14 protein-coding genes are annotated in these 17,457 nt (G+C 59.5%); 4 read left to right on the top strand and 10 right to left on the bottom strand.

The annotated features are described in order from the left end of the window. Positions 1 to 6 precede the first annotated feature (6 nt). Entirely contained in the window at positions 7 to 939 is a 933-nt protein-coding gene (locus PQR32_RS01890) for a LysR family transcriptional regulator (protein WP_408221880.1), read from the bottom strand. Positions 940 to 1,058: 119 nt separating this feature from the next. Here PQR32_RS01890 and PQR32_RS01885 point away from each other — a divergent pair, with 119 nt between their 5' ends. The 4 genes from PQR32_RS01885 (at position 1,059) to PQR32_RS01870 (ending at position 5,844) form a co-directional block, all read left to right on the top strand. Further along, positions 1,059 to 1,712: a DsbA family oxidoreductase gene (locus PQR32_RS01885; protein WP_408221879.1), complete on the top strand. Its 654-nt coding sequence runs from the start codon at positions 1,059 to 1,061 to the stop codon at positions 1,710 to 1,712. Positions 1,713 to 1,805: 93 nt separating this feature from the next. Then, positions 1,806 to 3,020 carry an MFS transporter gene (locus PQR32_RS01880; protein ID WP_408221878.1) on the top strand — a complete coding sequence of 405 codons (1,215 nt, stop codon included), beginning with the start codon at positions 1,806 to 1,808 and terminating at the stop codon, positions 3,018 to 3,020. A gap of 297 nt (positions 3,021 to 3,317) precedes the next feature. Beyond that, positions 3,318 to 4,274 carry an AraC-like ligand-binding domain-containing protein gene (locus PQR32_RS01875; protein ID WP_408221877.1) on the top strand — a complete coding sequence of 319 codons (957 nt, stop codon included), beginning with the start codon at positions 3,318 to 3,320 and terminating at the stop codon, positions 4,272 to 4,274. 259 nt (positions 4,275 to 4,533) lie between these two features. After that, positions 4,534 to 5,844, top strand: coding sequence for a carbohydrate porin (locus tag PQR32_RS01870; RefSeq protein ID WP_408221876.1), 1,311 nt, complete (start codon positions 4,534 to 4,536; stop codon positions 5,842 to 5,844). Between the two features lie 53 nt (positions 5,845 to 5,897). On the opposite strand, the gene PQR32_RS01865 is transcribed toward PQR32_RS01870, so the two are convergent. The 9 genes from PQR32_RS01865 to PQR32_RS01825 all read right to left on the bottom strand — a co-directional run bounded on the left by PQR32_RS01865 (position 5,898) and on the right by PQR32_RS01825 (position 17,426). Continuing rightward, the gene (locus tag PQR32_RS01865) at positions 5,898 to 6,863 is read right to left on the bottom strand and encodes an AraC family transcriptional regulator (RefSeq protein WP_408221875.1); all 966 of its coding nucleotides are present in this window, start codon (positions 6,861 to 6,863) and stop codon (positions 5,898 to 5,900) included. After that, positions 6,847 to 9,570: an ATP-binding protein gene (locus PQR32_RS01860; RefSeq protein ID WP_408221874.1), complete on the bottom strand. Its 2,724-nt coding sequence runs from the start codon at positions 9,568 to 9,570 to the stop codon at positions 6,847 to 6,849. The genes PQR32_RS01865 and PQR32_RS01860 overlap by 17 nt, the downstream gene beginning before the upstream one ends. Positions 9,571 to 10,147: 577 nt before the next feature. After that, positions 10,148 to 10,504 (bottom strand): BON domain-containing protein, encoded by a 357-nt coding sequence (locus PQR32_RS01855; protein ID WP_408221873.1) that lies wholly within the window; start codon positions 10,502 to 10,504, stop codon positions 10,148 to 10,150. A 212-nt stretch (positions 10,505 to 10,716) separates the two neighbouring features. After that, positions 10,717 to 11,784 carry a porin gene (locus tag PQR32_RS01850; RefSeq protein WP_408221872.1) on the bottom strand — a complete coding sequence of 356 codons (1,068 nt, stop codon included), beginning with the start codon at positions 11,782 to 11,784 and terminating at the stop codon, positions 10,717 to 10,719. A gap of 185 nt (positions 11,785 to 11,969) precedes the next feature. Continuing rightward, a complete protein-coding gene (locus tag PQR32_RS01845) occupies positions 11,970 to 12,707 on the bottom strand; it encodes an alpha/beta fold hydrolase (RefSeq protein WP_408221871.1) in 738 nt (245 codons plus the stop codon). A 336-nt stretch (positions 12,708 to 13,043) separates the two neighbouring features. After that, complete coding sequence (locus PQR32_RS01840; protein WP_408221870.1) at positions 13,044 to 13,700, bottom strand: c-type cytochrome; 657 nt, start codon at positions 13,698 to 13,700, stop codon at positions 13,044 to 13,046. A 37-nt stretch (positions 13,701 to 13,737) separates the two neighbouring features. After that, entirely contained in the window at positions 13,738 to 14,676 is a 939-nt protein-coding gene (locus tag PQR32_RS01835) for a fumarylacetoacetate hydrolase family protein (protein ID WP_408221869.1), read from the bottom strand. A 155-nt stretch (positions 14,677 to 14,831) separates the two neighbouring features. Beyond that, on the bottom strand, positions 14,832 to 16,121 hold the full coding sequence (locus PQR32_RS01830; protein ID WP_408221868.1) for an MFS transporter: 1,290 nt from the start codon (positions 16,119 to 16,121) through the stop codon (positions 14,832 to 14,834). A gap of 99 nt (positions 16,122 to 16,220) precedes the next feature. Continuing rightward, positions 16,221 to 17,426 (bottom strand): acetamidase/formamidase family protein, encoded by a 1,206-nt coding sequence (locus PQR32_RS01825; RefSeq protein ID WP_408221867.1) that lies wholly within the window; start codon positions 17,424 to 17,426, stop codon positions 16,221 to 16,223. Positions 17,427 to 17,457 lie beyond the last annotated feature (31 nt).

The following is a 17,457-nucleotide window of genomic DNA, read 5'->3' as shown; positions in this document are numbered from 1 at the left end:
CGGCTCTCAGCCTTCCAGCGAGGTGTGAAGCCGCGCTTCGAGAAACTGAACGAGGGCCCGCACTTTGCTGGAGTGGCGGCGATTAGGCAGATACGCTGCGTAGACGATTGCATCGCTGCTATGAGGAGTCGCGTCGAAGTTCTCGAAGAGGCGCATCAGGCGTCCCGCGCGAATCTCGGCGGCGACCAGCCACTCGGGTAGCAACGCGATGCCGCGTCCCGCAAGCACGGCTTCGAGCAGGATGTCGAGACTGTTCGACAGCAAATGGCCGCGCACTTCGACGCGAGCCTCAGTGTGTTGCCCCACAGCCTCGCGGCGGAAGGTCCAGATCTGGCGAGTCCGATAGCCGCCGCCGTACGCCACGCGCAGGCACTCGTGTGTATCGAGCGCTTGCGGCGTTTGCGGCGTGCCGCCGCGTTCGAGGTAGTCGTGGCTCGCCACCACGTAGCGTGGATTGTCCGCGAGCTTTCTGACGACCAGGTTGGCGTCGCGATTGGGCAGGCCGATTCGTATCGCAACGTCGATTCTGTCGAGCGCGAGATCGGCAAAGTGATCCGCGACGACAACATCGAGAAACACCCGGGGATTGTCGGACAGGAAAGCCGCGAGATGCGGACCGAGCCGTAACCTGCTGTAGGTCGACGGCACCGCGATGCGCAGCGCGCCGACCGGCGACGCGCCGCTATCGAATACGCTCTCGTCCGCTTCGGCCAGATCGTCGAGCACCTTGCCGACCTGTTCGACGTACGCAATGCCTGCGTCCGTGAGACTGACCTTTCTCGGTGTCCGGGTCAGAAGCGCAGTACCCAATGAGGCTTCCAGCGAGTCCATCAAACGCGTAACCGACGAAGTGGCCACACCCAGACGCTGGGCGGCTTTCGAAAAGCCGCCGGCATCAGCCACCTCCAGCAACGTATTCAGGGCGAGGAGCTTGTCCAATGTATGGCCTCAACGATGACTGGGTTGCGCCCGACGCAACGTGGGATTGCATTTTAGCCCCATTCATAAAATTTCTCGCAACGCCTATGCTGTGTGCGTTACCTAGTGAGGGATGCAACATGCAAGCCATTCAGGTCGAGGTCAATTACGACTTCATATGTCCGTGGTGCTGGATCGGTCAACGAAATCTCGCCGCGGCGCTCGCCGATTCCGGTGTCGGCGCGGCCGTTTCGATCCGTTACGTGCCGTTCGAGTTGAACCCGTCGATGCCGCCCGAAGGTGCGGACCGGCGCAGCTATCGAACTCAAAAATTCGGAAGCTGGGCACGCTCGCAAAGCATGGACGCGCAGGTCGCTGCCGCCGGACTGACAGCAGGCGCCCAGTTCAACTACGACAAGGTGCTGCGCACGCCGAACACGCGTCTCGCGCATCGTCTGATGCAGTTCGCTCAAGATCGTCACGAGCCGCAGAAGACCGCTGCGCTCTATCAAGCCATCTACGCGGCTTATTTCTCGGAAGGCCGCGACATTGGTTCGCTCGATACGCTGGCCGCCATCGCTGCCGAACATGCTTTCGATTCGGACCAGGTTCGTGCGTATCTGCTGAGCGCTTCAGGCAATCAGGAAATCGATGCGGCGCGCGCCCAGGCGGACGTACTCGGCATTCAGGCGGTTCCCGCCATCGTGGTTGCAGGTGAGTTCATTAGCGGCGCGCAACCGCCCGCTGTATTTGCGCATGCACTGCGTTCGGCCGCGCAACGGAACGCCGCGTGAGAGCGCTCGAAAACGACGCGCCGTCGTGGTCGGCGGCTCGTTGAGCTCACATCCGAATCCACGTTTATCCATTTTTGATTTCAGGGAGTTTTCATGTCAACCCAGTCGTCCACCACTGCCGGCAGCGCAAGTCCGGCAAAGATGACAAGCGGCCTGATCGCGCTGTTCGCTTTCTGTTGCGGTGCCATCGTCGCGAATCTCTACTACGCGCAACCCATTACCGAGCTGATCGCGCCTGCCATCCACATGTCCGGCGGCACCGCGAGCCTGATTGTTTCATTGACGCAGATCGGCTACGCATTCGGCCTGTTCTTTCTCGTACCGCTGGGTGACCTGCTGGAGAACCGTAAGCTGATGATCACCACCGCGCTGGTGTCGATCGTGAGCCTCACCGCGGCGGCCTTCGCGCATCAGCCGGGTTGGTTCCTCGTGATCTCGCTGCTCGTCGGGTTCAGCTCGGTGGCCGTGCAAATTCTGATTCCGCTCGCCGCTCATCTCGCGCCGGACGAAAGCCGCGGCAAAGTGGTCGGCACCATCATGAGCGGACTGCTGCTCGGCATTCTGCTGTCACGGCCGATTTCAAGCATGGTCGCCGGACATTTCGGCTGGCGCGCGGTGTTCGGCTCCGCCGCTGTCGTGATGACAATCGTCACCACCGTGCTCGCGCTGACCATTCCGCGCCGACAGCCGGATCACAAGGCGACCTACTTCGAGTTGATCGGTTCGCTCGGCCACCTGGTCCGCACCATGCCGGTTCTGCGCCATCGGTCCTTGTATCAGGCGCTGATGTTCGCTTCGTTCAGTCTCTTCTGGACCGCGATCCCCGTCGAGTTGATCCGGCATTTCGGGCTCTCGCAAAACGCCATCGCCATCTTCGCGCTGGTCGGTGCGATCGGCGCAACCTCGGCACCGGTTGCGGGGCGTCTGGCCGACGCAGGTCATACAGTGCGCGCGACCTTGATTGCGCTCGTGGTGGGTGCGCTCGCCTACACGCCTGCATTGATCCATCCGGCCTGGGGCGTGGCGGGGCTCGTCGCGACCGGCATCGTCCTCGATTTCGCCGTGCAGATGAACATGGTATTGGGACAACGGGAAATCTATGCGTTACATGCCGCGAGCAGAAACCGTCTGAACGCGCTGTATATGACCAGCATTTTTGTAGGCGGTGCCTTCGGCTCTGCGCTCGCAAGCCCGCTCTATGAGCACGGTGGCTGGCCGCTGGTCGCCGGGGTCGCCACCGCTTTCCCGCTGATTGCGCTGGCTCACTATCTGGCGATCGGCCGCCCGCACGCCGCTCGCAACGCTTGAACAATCGGTCTAGCCATGAAACCGGCCGCGAATGTGGCTCGGTTTCATGTCGTTGCGTCACTATCGCAGGTTCTGAAACCCGCCGCCCGGCAAGGACGAATCTTTCATTCGCATTTCTATTTCATTCGTTAACCATTGAATGAAATAGAAAAATACGCCGTGTCGTTCCACACGCATCACGCTTCAGAATAAAACGGGGCACCATTTCGGCTCCGATCTACTATGCTGCCAGTGCGCCACACCGTCGATTGCGGTCATTAGTCTGTCAAATCGCATGCCTCGCTCCGGGAGATCACCATGCCCTCGGTTTTCAGCCTTGACTCTGTGCCGGTCAACCAACGATTTTCGGCTTACCGCGATCAGGTGGAAACATACTATGTTCCAGTCAGCGTGAAATGCGATCACCCGGAGCGGTTCAATGCCTGGATCAACGGCACTAACCTTGGCGCAGTCACCGCCGGTACGTCCCTTCTAGGTGAGCAAGACGTTGATAGAAGAACAGAGCATATTGCACGCTCCGAGGACGACCGGATAAAACTCATCGTGCCGCTGTCGGGTGCAATCTACGTCGCTCAGGATTCCAAACATACGCTCATCCGTCCGGGTGAGTTTTATGTCACTGATCCCGCCAGACCTTACCAGGAAAGTATCGTTGAAGACTTGACGTTCATTTTCTTCCTCCTCCCGCGCAACCTGCTGACGTCGAAGATCAGTCGAATAGAAGACATCACGGCGATCGGCTTTGATCGTGAACGCCCTTACGCACGACTTGCGGTCGATTTCGCCCATAGTCTCTCCATCGTCCTTGACGCTATTGAGCAAGCAGCGGCGAGCCAAGCCGGCATCATCGCTTCCGATCTTTTCGTCATGGCATTGTGGGAACGCATGGACGAGGTGCAGACTCATGCTACGGTTCATCGAACCGCGCAGTTTCGTCTAGCCAGGGCATTTATCGACAGGCATCTCGCGGACGTGAATCTCGATCTCGGGAAAGTCGCAACCGCGATGCAGTTTTCGACTCGTTATCTGCACGGACTGCTTTCGGAAGGCGGCCTAAACTACCGCCAGTATGTGCTCGAGCGAAGACTCACACAATGTGCCAAGGATCTGACCACCGCTGGCAACGCGGATCTCTCCATTGCGGAAATCGCGTCTAGATGGGGCTTTTCTGACAACGCGCACTTCAGCCGGTCGTTCAAGTCGTTCTACGGAATGTCGCCTCGCGACTACCGTGCGTCCAATCAGTCTCGCTAGTTTTGCCTGTCGCTTCTCGCCGATGCTTGCCGGCATCTCATGTCCGCAGTCATCGCACGCGTTGATCGTCGGGATAGTCGACGCTTATCTGGTCTTCCAGGCTGACTGCATCATCATAATTTTTCAATCCTGTTTAAGGACAGCGTCCAGTTCGAACCGTACACTCCGCCTCGTATCTGGAATACCCCGGTCGTGGGTCGCCCCTGCCGGAAACCATCTTGTCGGAGCGAGATAAGGCAATTGATCGAACCAGGATGGCATGAAACAAATCGCCCGATTCGCGCGGGTTGTCATTGCGACGACCATGATCCGGTTGCTCTCGCTCTCCACTGGCGTCCATGCGCAAACCGTTGGAGCCGACTGCACCAGATACGACCGTCTAAACACCAGAGCATTGCAGACAGAAACCAGTACGCCAGCGTGCGAAACCATGTTTCCTGAACTCGGCGGCGCACGCGTATGGCTGGCCGACAAAGGGGTTGGGTTTTCCGTCGGGACGTTTGGCCCTAGCTATGAATATGACGTGCTGGGTCACAACCACACCCCTCAGTTGTACGGCGGTCAGGATCCGAACTGGAGCCAGCTCATATACGGAACGCTCACGTATGATCTGTCGCGGGTCGGTTTCTCAAGTGATGCCCAATTCACCATCCGTGGCGTCTGGGAGACCTCGAATTATCCCGCGAACAATCCTCACTTTTTCTCGGTCAACATCTTCGCAATCAACCAGCGCTTTCTCGACGGCCGGATTGAAGTTCAATACGGCTACTATCCCGTCATCGGCCAGTTTTACGGGGTCGTGCTGGGCGGCAATGCTTCGCAGGCCGCGCTAGGGCCAGTCAGCGTCATCCCCGTTGAAGTCGGGATGTCGTACTACGAGCCCACACCTGCGGTCGACCTGACGGTCAGGGACTCGAGCAAGCGCTGGTACGATCATTTCTCCATTACACGTAGCACGACACCCGCGGGTGTGATAGCGGACGTAGCCGACAATCCGACGGGCTTTCGACTGACGGTTATGGGAGCACGGGCAATGTTCGTCAACGAGTTTGGTTATCAAACAGAAGCATCGGCCACTAGCCATGCGATGTGGTTTCGCGCCGGTGGAATTTATAACACCAGTCATTACACCGACTACTCAACGGGCGGGGTGAGCAGCAACAACTATGGTGCGTATCTGGCCGCAACTGTGCAGATAACCAATCCGCACGGCGACCCACGCGGACTGTACGGAGATGTCAAAGTCGACTACGCGCCGCAGGACCGCAACGTATTCACCAAGGACTATCAAGTGACTCTGTACTACCTGGGTCCCTTTGAAAACCGCCCCGGCGACATGATCGCAATCGGCTTGACACGCGACTACTTCAGCAGCGACGCCCAGGCGCTCGAGCGTAGTTTCGGCGTCTCGCCGGCAGCGGCATCACTTGCGCTTTCCGTTTCATATGCCGCCCGGGTGACACGTGGCCTCTACGCGGTGTCGGGTATCACATTTCAGAAGAATCCGGCATTCGCCCCAGTCCAGCCAAACGCCTTGCTGATTCAGGAAAATCTTTACTTCTCGTTTTGAACGACCTCGAGCAGGCTGCGCTGTGTGCGGATGCCACAATAGAGCATCGGATCTCACAGACCCGTCGAGGCGTTTCGCAACCGGTAGTCGTCGGGAGATATGTCGTACGCCGTTTCGAACGCTTTGCGAAAGCAGCCGACATGCAGCCAGCCACCCATCTTGCTGATATCCCGTACGCTGCAAGCGGCGAAGCGTGGATCCGACAGGATATGAAAGCATCGCGCCAGCCTGCGTGCCTGCACGAAATCTTCAAACCCGAGACCGGCATCTATTGTCAGCCGCTGCACTTGTTGTGTCGAAAGGCCGAGTCCTGCCGCGACTGTCTCTGCAGATAAACTGCGATCCGCCAGGCGCTCGTCGATAAAGAGCCTGATCCACAGCAACAGCTCCGACGAATCCGTGTCGCTCGTGAGAGGCGCCGCATGGGTATACGCGTTAAACGCAAACGCTAAAAGGCCCAGCGCATGCGCCGCTACCTGTTCGGATTGGGGAGCGGCAAGTTCATCCCACACGGTGGACAGACTGTGAATGAATTCGATTGCGAGACGCGCATGCGGCTGATCGACGGAGTGAGCGAGGCCCGTCACCTTTTGCGTCGAGCCGATTCGAGCGACGACGTCCTGCCGGGGCACCTGCATCCATAGGAAATTGCAGTTCCTGAGCGTCAACTCTTCGTAAGGACGCGCGGGATCTACGACAGCAAGTTGCCCTGGCCCAATCAGCGCCTCCTTGCCATCCTGTCTGAGATGGATTCCGCCGGTTAGAGGCATCCAGATCCCGATGGGATCCACCGTGGAACGGCCGATATGATACGAAGTGCGGGACACACGCTGCGCTTCACTGAGAAACGCAGAGCCTACGAAGAGCCGTCCGAGTAGACGTCCGTCCCACTTCGCTGTGAAGGTGTCTGTCTCTTCGCAACTGACAGACACGGGCACATGCAAGCTTTCCGACACATCCCGCCAGTACTCATAGCGCTCGGAGACCGGAAGATCGTCAAGATCAAATGTCGATCGCATGGACTGAGTCTCCGTGCTGTGAAGTATCGGTGCATGGAGGGGCGATGTGTTTCACACGCCAATAGAACGGTTCATTCCCACGGGACGAAAGGATCATTTTCCTTACGCGGCGCAATTCCGCAAGAAGCCAACGCTCGCCGGTCACGTCGCCATGCTTGATTACCTGATCGACAGCTTTCAATGCATTCATCGCGTCGCCACACTTCGCAAGCGCCAAGGCATAGCGGTACAACAGGAACGTCAGCGGCGCACGAAAACCAGTTTGCGCGAGACGCTCAATAGCGATCGAAAAGACCCGCAACCGAGCCGGGTTTGGCGATGCCATTGCCGCAACGCATTGTTCATAACACGCGCAAACCTCAATCCATATCGGGAAGGACATACGGAAGGCTCTCTCGTGCAGCTCAGTGATCGCATGCCGTGCTCGCACGACATCATCCGCCAGGATTGCCAGCGGAATAGCCGCTTCGACGAGCACGTAGCAAGTGATCATCTCATTGTCGTAATCGATCGCAGCCTGGAGAGTCGACTGGGCCAATTCCAGAGCGCATTGCGTCGCGCCCTGGACCCACAGTACCCGGGAGAGCGCCGCGCGTGCCACGATTCCATGTTTGATACCGAACCGGTTCGCGCTCGAGCGATCCGCTGGTTGATCGCAGGCGGCCAGCATTTCTTCGAGCCTCGCGCGGGCCTGCGGTTGATCGCCGAGATAATGCAGCGTGATCCCTTCGATGCCCAGGCCAAGCAGAGATTGCATCACATCATCCCGCCCACGCGCGAGGTCGCTGAAGCGCTGGGCCATCGGCAATGCGGCCTTGGGTTCACCGCTAAACTGATGCGCATTCCAAAGTCCCCATAGCGCGCGGGCCTCATATTCCGAGTTACTTTGCAACACCGCCTCGGCATAGAGGTTCATCCATTCCTGCCGGGCTTCATGGCTGGGGCCGTTCGTATAGACAAGTCCGGCAGCCAATGAGGCGCGCAATTTCAGCACGGCGTCTGATGGAATCTCGCTATCCATTGTCGAGTTATAAACTGCCAGCGCCTGCCTTGCACGGCTGCAACATTCACTCAGCAGTGACTGATCGAAGAGATACGGCACAGTTGCCGACGCGAGCGCAACGCCCACCGATGGATCGCCCGATGATGAAAACGACCACTCGAGCGCTGCGCGGATGTTGTCGAGTTCACAGGTGAAATCCGCGAGCCTTCTTTCGTCGGTTCGCTCGGCTCCTCCTACCGGCGCTTCGCCTAACAATGTGAGCAAATACCGCGCGTGCATGGCCAAAGCCGCATTTCGCTCGCCGTTGTCGTCCAGCTGCTGCAGAGCGTAGTCGCGGGTAGTTTCGAGAAGGCGGTAGCGTCGGCTATTGCCATCGAGTTGAGCGGCGACCATCGATTTACTCACCAGACCGCAGAACGCGTCGAGCGTCTCCCAGGCGGACGCGTGGAGGTCGACTGTGAGGAAGCAAATAGCATCGAATGTAAAGCCGCCAACGAATACGCCCAGGCGACGCAACATGGACCGTTCGATATCACTCAACAACCGGTAACTCCAATCTAGCGTCGCCCTCATCGTCTGATGCCGTGGCGGCGCAGTCCGGCAACCGCCCGTCAGAATCCGTAGACGGTCGTTGAGGCGATTGCCGATTACCTCCATGCCAAGTAAGGCGGCTCTCGCAGCAGCGAGTTCGATTGCCAGCGGGATGCCGTCGAGCGCGCGACACACGGCACCAATCAGAAGAACAGTTTTCTTGTCCACCGTGAATTCGGGGGAGACGCCCTTCACTCGAGCGAGGAAGAGCTGTGCCGCACCGGTTAGCATCACGGCATCTTCCGTGCTTACCGCATCAGGTACAACAAGCGGCGGCACGGGATACAACGTCTCGTCGGGTATTCGTAGCGGCTCGCGGCTCGTCGCCAAAATGGCGTGGCCCGAATTTCTCAATGCCAACGCAATGCTCGCTGCGGTGCCGACAACGTGTTCGCAGTTATCCAACACAATGAGCAACCGCTTACCGCGCGCCGCGTCGACGATCGTGTTGATTGAAAGTGGTCCACTCGAGTTTTTCATGCGCAGCCCGGCGGCCGCCGCGTCGAGAGCAAATCGCTCATCCGTCACCGATGAGAACGGTATCAACACCACACCGTCGGGAAACGCGGAGCCGGCTTTTCTCGCGGCTTCGATCGCGAGACGTGTCTTGCCGATCCCGCCGGTACCCACTAACGTCACCATTTCATGGTGTTTCAACACAGTCAGAACTTCCGCCAACGTGAGATCGCGGCCGAAGAGGTCTACGGCGCCGCCATTCGAAGTAACCAGTGCGTCGTCAACGGACGTGCCCCGAGCACCGTCGGGCAGCGTATCGCCTGCACACTCCGCCCGGACCGCGCTGGTGCATTGCAATAATTTATAGCCACGACCGGATACGGTTCTGATCAATTGGCTGCTGGCGCCAAAGACCTTTCTCAAGGCGGAAATCTGCACCTGCAGATTGTTTTCTTCCACTACGGTTCTCGGCCAGACGACGCGCAGTATCTCGTCTTTCGACACCAATTCGCCGTTGGCGTTGTTCAGAAGTTCCAGAATATCGAAAGCGCGCGAGCCGACTCGAAGCGGAGTGCCGTTGCGACGCACTTCACGTAGTACGAAGTCGATCTCCAGATCACCAATGCATAACACGGCAACCTCCTGTCTCTCAGACATACGCATACGCGGTGGCCAAAGAGACGTGACTGACGGCACCCTGTCAGACTCGCCGGTCACCCAATCCGGCGTCAGTGAAGTTGCGCGGAATCCGGCTCGCCATCGTCTCAGTGGCTGGAATGCAAACCGGTTTGTTGCACCGGTCGTGTGCATTTTAACGAGCTGGGTCCACGTTGACTTGTATCGAGTTCCACGGAAAGTTGATTCAGCCGGAACAGTTGCAAGGCACGCATGTACCGACGCGGCCATCTGCAACGCTGAAGAATTTTGGACGCGCTTAAATACACTCGTCGACAGTGGCACTAGCGTGAGTGCCACCATGCTTCAGCATGTTCACCGAGTTTGCGCTGCCTGTCAGCAATGAGTTGACCAGTGAGTTGGCCAATGAGTTGGCCAGTACCGCCGTCTGGAGGGGATAAGCATCCGCTCAAATCCACATGAAGGACGCCGTCGCGGCGAACGACGCCGGCTGCACGCTCGCGGGTTCCGGGCTCGCGAAAACGTCAAAATAGCTTCACACGCCGAACCGGCATCCGCCCAGGAAGCTGACGCGCGCCAGACCGCGGCGCGCGTCCGATTACTGAGCGCCTTCTTCTTCCAGCACAAGTCGATTATCGACCGACTGCACCTGGGGAACCCGTTTCGCGGCATCACCCGCGAGTTGGATCTGCGAGCTGTCCGGCACCGTCCCAACCAAAGAAACTACACCCCCTTTAACCAGTACGGCGATATTGCTGGAAGTCAAACCTTTCGTCGCATAGAGCGCATGGCGGACAGCCTTCGACAGTTGCCGGTTCTGTGCGCGGATCGCAGATTTGCTGGTGTTTGCAGTCGATTGCGGCGCGTTGGCATCGCTGGCAGTCTGGGCGAAAACCAGATCCGTGCTGAGCAATGCAATGAGGCCGCACGTCACGGTAAAGATGGAAAGTCGCATGATATTTCCCTGAAAGCGTTGACCGCTAAAAGTGGCTCGCAGAAAACCTGTGCTAGACAATGGCACAGACTGCGCATGAAATGGTCGTAGGGATTCCATCCCCACACCACTTAAATCTTATTAAAAAATTTGGCGCTTTTTCATTGATCTACCGGGTCGATGAGTGCCCCACGTCTTCACATTGTTATTGCGCGCCGGTTTCCGCCTCGCGCTCAAAAGAAATGAATCATGCCGGTAACGATCGAGCGCTGGTTGATGCCGGGGCTAGCCGGTGAGGTGCTTGAGATGCCAAGCGTACCTTGAGCGTTGTTTCTGGAAAGTCCCGCCTCCGTGTACAGATCCGTCGATTTCGACAGCAGGTAGTGAACGCCCAGTTTGAAGAAAGCACCATTGCGCTCGGAGTTCACACGGTCGGCCAGATACGTATAGTCCGAAACGAGCCTGAACGCCGGCGTAATATCGTACCGGCCACCGACCGAGTAGTAGTCCTGGCTGCTTCCGGTTGCGGGATCCTTGAAGTTCTGGAAATTCAGACTGACCTTGAACACGCTGCCGGTATACGCCAGGAATACGGTGTAGGCCCGCGCCACTGTGTGATCGGTTACCCCGGTCGGGTCGTTGCCGGAGATATAACCGGCGCTCGCGGAGACGGGCCCCAGCGCGTAGTAGAGCGCAGCCGACACCTCCCGTTGGTTCTGAAAATCGCCCGCGGTCCCGCCAAAGCTGTTCAACACGCTGGCACTCAGACCGTAGATCGTCGGTGTTTGATATTTGACAGAGTTGTTGGCCCATGTATATTGAAACCCGTTGAAACCTGTACGGGTCTGAAAGACCGTGTTTGCCACCGAGCCGAAATTCTCAAAGCCACTCGCATCCGTGCGATAAAGCACTTCGACGAACGGGGTGTAGTGGCGTCCAAACGAGATCGTCCCGAAGTCGTCTTTTCTCAACCCCACCCACGCGCCACGGTCGAACAGGAAACTGCCCGCCGAAGTCGGCTGGCCCGAGTTGGTGCTCTTACCGGCGCCCGGCAGGAAACCCGACTCCAGTCTGAACAGAGTCGCCATCCCTCCGCCCAGATCCTCCACCCCTGAGAAGATCAGCCGGCTGACGACCAGATTCGCCTGACCGTATGCCCACTGATTCTTATCAGTTGCGCCCACGCCATTCGTGAAACTGATGCCGCCGTCGATGATCCCGCTCAAGGTGACACTCGACTGCGCGTGAGCCTCGCCCATCACTAGAGAAACGGCTAAAACTGCCAAAATCTTCTTGTACATTCATGGTCTCCAATGTTCTGCCAATCGCACAGTCCCACGACTGGCTAGATTCGCAATACTAATCATTATGATTCGGACAGCGACCATCGAAAAGTTCTTCGCCAGGTCGACCGAACCCTGTTCCATGCGTCTCGCGCGATCTGGAAAGAGTCCTCTGGGCGCTGTTGCTGGGCTAAGAGGCGTTGCTAACGCGCGTAGCGCATCAGGAAATCCCGCAGCGCCGGATTGACCAGCTCAGCGTGAGTCAGGTTGGGGGTATGTCCCGCTTTGTCGACGAGGACAAAGCCCTTGCAGTTCGGCAAGCCGGCGGCAATCGATTCACCGCACAGCGGGCTGATGGCGATATCGTCGCTGCCGTGAAATACAATGGTCGAGTGCGTGATTTCGCGGAGCCGGGACGTAATATCGTCCCTTGAAATCAGCGCATTCACTGGATGCTCAAAATGCTCGGCGCCAATCCGCATCCATTTTTCGATCCATGCCGGTGAGGCCTCGTAGTCATCGCCGAGCAGGAATGCGGATAGATTCCGCGCCACGTGAGTGGCGCCGTTTCTGGCCCACTCTCCCCTGAGTTTTTCGAACGATTGTTGAACGTCCTCGGAGTCGATATCGCTGCGTGTCGATATCAGTGCGAGCGCGCGAAAACGATCAGGTTCGAGCAACGCCGCCCGCATCGACAGAAAGCCGCCTTGCGACATGCCGACAAGCGATGCCGAAGCAATCTCCAGGTGATCGAGCAGCGCGATCAGGTCCCTTGCCGAGTCCCAGTAGCTAAACGCGCTGGTGGTTGGACCCGTTGCGCCAAACCCGCGTTGGTCCCAGACAATGCATCGGAACGCATTGCTGAGTTCGGTGATGTTCGGCTGAAACATCTCCCCGTCCATCAGAAAGCCATGGCTGAAAACCACCACCGGCGCTCCCACTGGGCCCGATTCGTCGTATGCGAAGCGGATTCCTTCGCGCTCAAAATACCGCATGCGTCCCCTCCTGATGTAACTGACTGCTGCCGCATGGCCGTCGCCGATTCCGGACGCGACCCGCGGGTCTATTCGGTGCCGCTGGCTGGTCTAACCAACCAGCCGCAGTCTCCTGATAAAAACATCGAACCTGTAGACTTGCGACGGGGCCGCATTGGTCTGCCGGCATTCGCGGACCCTATCTCTTCGCCGCGCGTGCTTTTCGTGTCACTCACTATACGTCCAACATATGCAGGAGCCCTGATCAAACGGATCGCCGGCTTGCCGGATCGTCCGGATTTTTTATTGCTTCAGCGCCGCCACATATGCGGAAACAGCGGCAATCTCGTCCTCGCTCAGCAGCGGAACGATCAGGCTCATCAGCTTTCCCTTGCCTCCGCGCGCTCCGCTCTTCCATGCGTGGAGTTGCGTTTGGACATACTCCTCATGCTGACCGGTGATGCGCGGGAAGTCAGGCTCGATACCGCTTCCCGCTGGCCGGTGACAGGCAATGCACGCTGGCGCGCCGTTCGCGCCGCCGTGTGTATAGACCAGCTTGCCGGCATCGACGAGCGCGGCGTTTGAAGCCGCACCCGGCGTGGGCTTTTGCGCGGCATAGAAAGCCGCGAGCGCTTTCATCTCGTCCGGCGAGAGGTCTTTCACCATCGCCTGCATGATTTCGTTGTGCCGCAACGGCGGCACGCCAGGACCGCCCTTGAACTGCGTGAGCTGCTTGTACAGATACTCCGGATACTGGCCAGCAAGGCGCGGATAGATGCCGACCGTGCTGTTTCCGTCGACGCCGTGACAGGCCGCGCAGCGTTGTGTCGTTAGTTTTCCGACGCGCGCGGTCAGATCGGCGGCCTGCGCGCTCGCCGCGGCGCACAGCAGGGCAGCGGCGATCAGCGCGCCCCGCGCCGACGCGCCCGCCACGCTTCGTGCGAAAGCGTTTCCAGCCATTGCGTGTCTCCTCGCATTGGGTAATGGCGTTGTGTTGCTACCGCGCGCCTACGGAGTAGGACGTGTCGGTAATCACCGGGTTGCGTAGCACGCCGAGACCGTCGATCTCAACCTCGACACAGTCGCCAGGTCGCATGTGAACGAGGCCGGGCGTGGGAAAAGGCCCATATTGACGACTGAGATCCTTGCCTTCCTTGTCCTCGGGTTGCGGCTTCAGCGCGCCGGGCGTGCCCATTGCGATGAAATCGCCCGGCCGCAAACGGTAGCCCTCGCTGAGATAGCTAACGACCTTGGCCACATCCAGCAACATGTCATCCAGCGGCGCTCGTTGGCGCACGACTCCGTTGATGCGTGTGAGGACCGAGTGCGTCGCAGGGTCGCCGAACTCATCGCTTGTCATCAGCCACGGCCCATACGAACCGGATGCTTCAAAATTTTTGCCGAGACCGAACTGGCGGTTGTGCATCTGATACTCGCGCACCGATCCTTCGTTGATGCACGTGTAACCGGCCACGTGCTCCATCGCCCGCTCGACCGGGATGAAGCGGCCAGGCTTGCCGATTACGACGCCGAGTTCGCCTTCATAGTCGAAGGCGCGCGCCACTGCTTCCGGTGGCGCGACGATCGCTTCATTCGCGCCCACATACGAGGCGGCCGTGCGCATGAACAGGTGGGGAAACTCCATCGAGGTTTGCAGTCCGGTCTCCGCGATATGGCTTTTGAAGTTCAGCGCGAGTGCCCACATTGCATTCGGCCGGTCGAGGAACGGCCTGAGCGTGACGTCGGCCAGCGCGCGGTCTCCGTCGCGGCCTCGGACTGCTTGCCGAAGTCGCGCGAGGCCATCCTCATGTTCGAGAATCGCAATCAGACTGGCGGGCAATTCGGGCGCGATATCGGCAACGGCCAGGAAGTGAGTTGGGCTGGTGACAACGCCCAGCGCGATACGGCCGGCTTCGGCGTAAGCGATGATTTTCATGATCGAGGTTTATCCGTGAGATGAAATCAGGAAATAGAAGCTTGGATTGGACGAGCCTGCTTTCCGACAAGCGCAATAAGCGCCTCGCAGACATGGCCGCCCCCACCGCCGGCGGCGTGGCAGCGGGATACTGAATCGGAATCGCGGCAGACGGCTTAGTGCTCTGTCACAGTGTTACTGACGAACCCGCGTGCGCTTCGGCGACCGGCCAACGCCAGCGCGCCGAGCAGGAGAATCGCAGCCGCCGCGGGCAGCACCGCGGTCAGCACGATGTCGCGTGCGGGCCACCCGATCGACAGCAACGCACCGCCAATCGCTGGGCCGACGAAGGACCCGACGCGCCCGATCGCATGGCCCCAGCCCACGCCGGTCGCGCGTATTTCTGTGGGGTAGAAGGAAACCGCCAGTGCGGTCTGGCCCATGATGCCGTTGACGAGCCCTGCCCCGATCACCGCGATGAGCACGAGCGCAATGCCAGGCGCTACAGTGATTTGACTCAGCACGCCGATGCTCAGGATCATGAGCACGCCGCCGAGCGCCAGCGCCGACTTCAATCGGAGCCTGCCAGCGATTGTCATCATCGCGACCGCCACGGTCATCAGGACGTTGCCGGCCAATCCGCCGACGCTGAAGGCTGCCATGCCAACCGATGCATGATCCGACGTAAAACCGAACGTGGGCAGCAGTGTAGGCAGCCAGAACAGCAGCGCGTAGACGTCCGTAAAGATCAGGAAAGAAAATGCCCACAACAGACAGGTGTAGAGGCCGAGCCCATCCTTGAACAGCAACTTGAACGGATTGGCCGTTCGCACGGCTTCGCCGCTGACGGCGGCCTTACCCTCGGCCGGCAGAATCCTGAAAAATACCGGCACGAGGACGAACGGCAACGCACCGCCGACGACGAAGATGGACTGCCAACCGAACTCGCTCATCAACGGGCCGCCCGTCACCCCGCCTATTACCGCGCCCACCGACATCCCGGTTGTCACCAGCAACGACGCCGCCACTTTGTGTTTCGGCCCGATGATGCTGGCCGACGCGGTAATGGCGATCGGCAGCGCGCCACCCAGGCCGATCGCAGCGATCAGGCGCGTGGCGGACAGGCTGACGACGTCGGCGGCGAACATCGTCACGAGCGTGCCCCCGCCGAATAGCACGACACTGGTGAGCCCGACGACGCGGTTGCCGAACCGCTGCGCAAGCGGTCCGCTGATCATGAAGCCGATTGCCGCGCCGATATTCGTTGCCACGAACACCGGTGTGAAGCGCGCGGGCGCGAGGCCCCAATCGCCAGCCAGTCTCGGCACGACGAAGGAAATCGACGTGGTGTTGAAGCCGTCCAGCACGATCACCAGAAAACACACAACGAGGGCCCACAACCAGCCGTAATCTCGCGTCTGCCCGAGGTCGTTGCCGCTCATGGCCCGCTTGTCTTTCGCATCCATCAAATCATCTCCTTGCAACACGCGCGCACTGCCCACGAGCCGCGCTGGACCATCGGCGGCGCGCCGGAATCAACCGATTCCAGGTCCGGAATGAACCGCTCAGGTTCGCGTGAACGTCGAGATACGCTGCTGCAGGGTCGTCGAAAAAATATTCTTCGGCAGCATGCAGTGAATGCCCTTCGGAGGAATCGTCGCGTATACGGTGGCGGTCTGGTTTGCGTATTGCGTGACGCGGAAACTGCCCGCCACGCTGAAGATGCCGTAGCAGTCCTCCGGCGCAATGCCGGTCGCCGCGGAGAGCCAACCGATCATCTGACGCAGACACGCCACCAGCGAATTGTCGAGCGAGTCGGCAAAGCCGAAGCCGATCCAGTGGCCGGGTGTTTCCGCCATCGGAACATTCAGCGCCGCGCGCTTGTGCAGCACGTATTGAATGCGCATTTCTTCGAAGGCCGTTTCGATCGACGTTTGATCCACGTTGCCTTCTCCCGACGCGCCCATCGATCCTCCGGTCCACACGCGCCCGCCCGCCATGTGGACGGGCAGCAGGATCGACGTGCCGACGCCGAGCACCGCGCAATCCAGATTGCCGCCGTAGTTACCCGCGAGGTTCGCGCTCACCGGCTTGTCGCCCACCGGTTGCGTGCCGATATACGCCTGAAACGGCTTCAACGGAATATTGACGCCAGGCACATACGCGGCCGCGCTGCGTTCCTTGTCGAACTTCAGATAGCGCAGGTAGGGCTTGAAATCGTGCGGCAACGCGCCGACGCCGGGAGGCGCCGAATTCCATCCCCAATCGATCGGGCGCATGCTCAGCATCCGGCATTCGATCAGGTCGCCCGCCTCGGCGCCCTCCACCACTACCGGACCGATCAGCGAGAACGCGCCGTTCGGATACTTCTTGCGGATCGGCTCGCGCTCCTTGAACGTCATGCCGTACTTCGCCTCGTTGCCCCAATTGGTCCACGTGCCGTCGTACCACACGGTGTCGCCTGATTTGACCGCGGCGGCGACCGGCGTATCCGGCTCCATCTGGCCCACGCATACGGTCTCTTGCGAAGGCACGAGCCTGACGAGTGCACCGTCCGGCGATGCCAGTCCACCGGCCTGCCCCGGCGCGGCCGTGCTTTGCGCACTAACCGCGCGCGACAATCCGAATGCACCGGCGGCCAGCGTACCGAAGCCGAGCTTCAGCATCGTGCGACGGCAAAGGGCGGTTGCATCCAGCGTCGTCGCGCTACCTTGCTCCAGTGCGCTCTCTTTGATGACGGATTGGGGATCCTGCTGTGTCTCGTTTTTCATAGGTATTCCTGATCTGTTCTCGATGGACCGG

This window comes from Paraburkholderia dipogonis (assembly GCF_046027395.1).
GTDB lineage: Bacteria > Pseudomonadota > Gammaproteobacteria > Burkholderiales > Burkholderiaceae > Paraburkholderia > Paraburkholderia dipogonis_A.
This window is presented reverse-complemented; position numbering and strand designations above follow the sequence as displayed.

Excerpts from the sequence above, each read along its gene's own strand:
- PQR32_RS01885 (WP_408221879.1), top strand. The coding sequence starts at position 1,059 with ATGCAAGCCATTCAGGTCGAGGTCAATTACGACTTCATATGTCCGTGG.
- PQR32_RS01880 (WP_408221878.1), top strand. The coding sequence starts at position 1,806 with ATGTCAACCCAGTCGTCCACCACTGCCGGCAGCGCAAGTCCGGCAAAG.
- PQR32_RS01875 (WP_408221877.1), top strand. The coding sequence starts at position 3,318 with ATGCCCTCGGTTTTCAGCCTTGACTCTGTGCCGGTCAACCAACGATTT.
- PQR32_RS01870 (WP_408221876.1), top strand. The coding sequence starts at position 4,534 with ATGAAACAAATCGCCCGATTCGCGCGGGTTGTCATTGCGACGACCATG.
- PQR32_RS01865 (WP_408221875.1), bottom strand. The coding sequence starts at position 6,863 with ATGCGATCGACATTTGATCTTGACGATCTTCCGGTCTCCGAGCGCTAT.
- PQR32_RS01860 (WP_408221874.1), bottom strand. The coding sequence starts at position 9,570 with ATGTCTGAGAGACAGGAGGTTGCCGTGTTATGCATTGGTGATCTGGAG.
- PQR32_RS01855 (WP_408221873.1), bottom strand. The coding sequence starts at position 10,504 with ATGCGACTTTCCATCTTTACCGTGACGTGCGGCCTCATTGCATTGCTC.
- PQR32_RS01850 (WP_408221872.1), bottom strand. The coding sequence starts at position 11,784 with ATGTACAAGAAGATTTTGGCAGTTTTAGCCGTTTCTCTAGTGATGGGC.
- PQR32_RS01840 (WP_408221870.1), bottom strand. The coding sequence starts at position 13,700 with ATGGCTGGAAACGCTTTCGCACGAAGCGTGGCGGGCGCGTCGGCGCGG.
- PQR32_RS01835 (WP_408221869.1), bottom strand. The coding sequence starts at position 14,676 with ATGAAAATCATCGCTTACGCCGAAGCCGGCCGTATCGCGCTGGGCGTT.
- PQR32_RS01830 (WP_408221868.1), bottom strand. The coding sequence starts at position 16,121 with ATGGATGCGAAAGACAAGCGGGCCATGAGCGGCAACGACCTCGGGCAG.
- PQR32_RS01825 (WP_408221867.1), bottom strand. The coding sequence starts at position 17,426 with ATGAAAAACGAGACACAGCAGGATCCCCAATCCGTCATCAAAGAGAGC.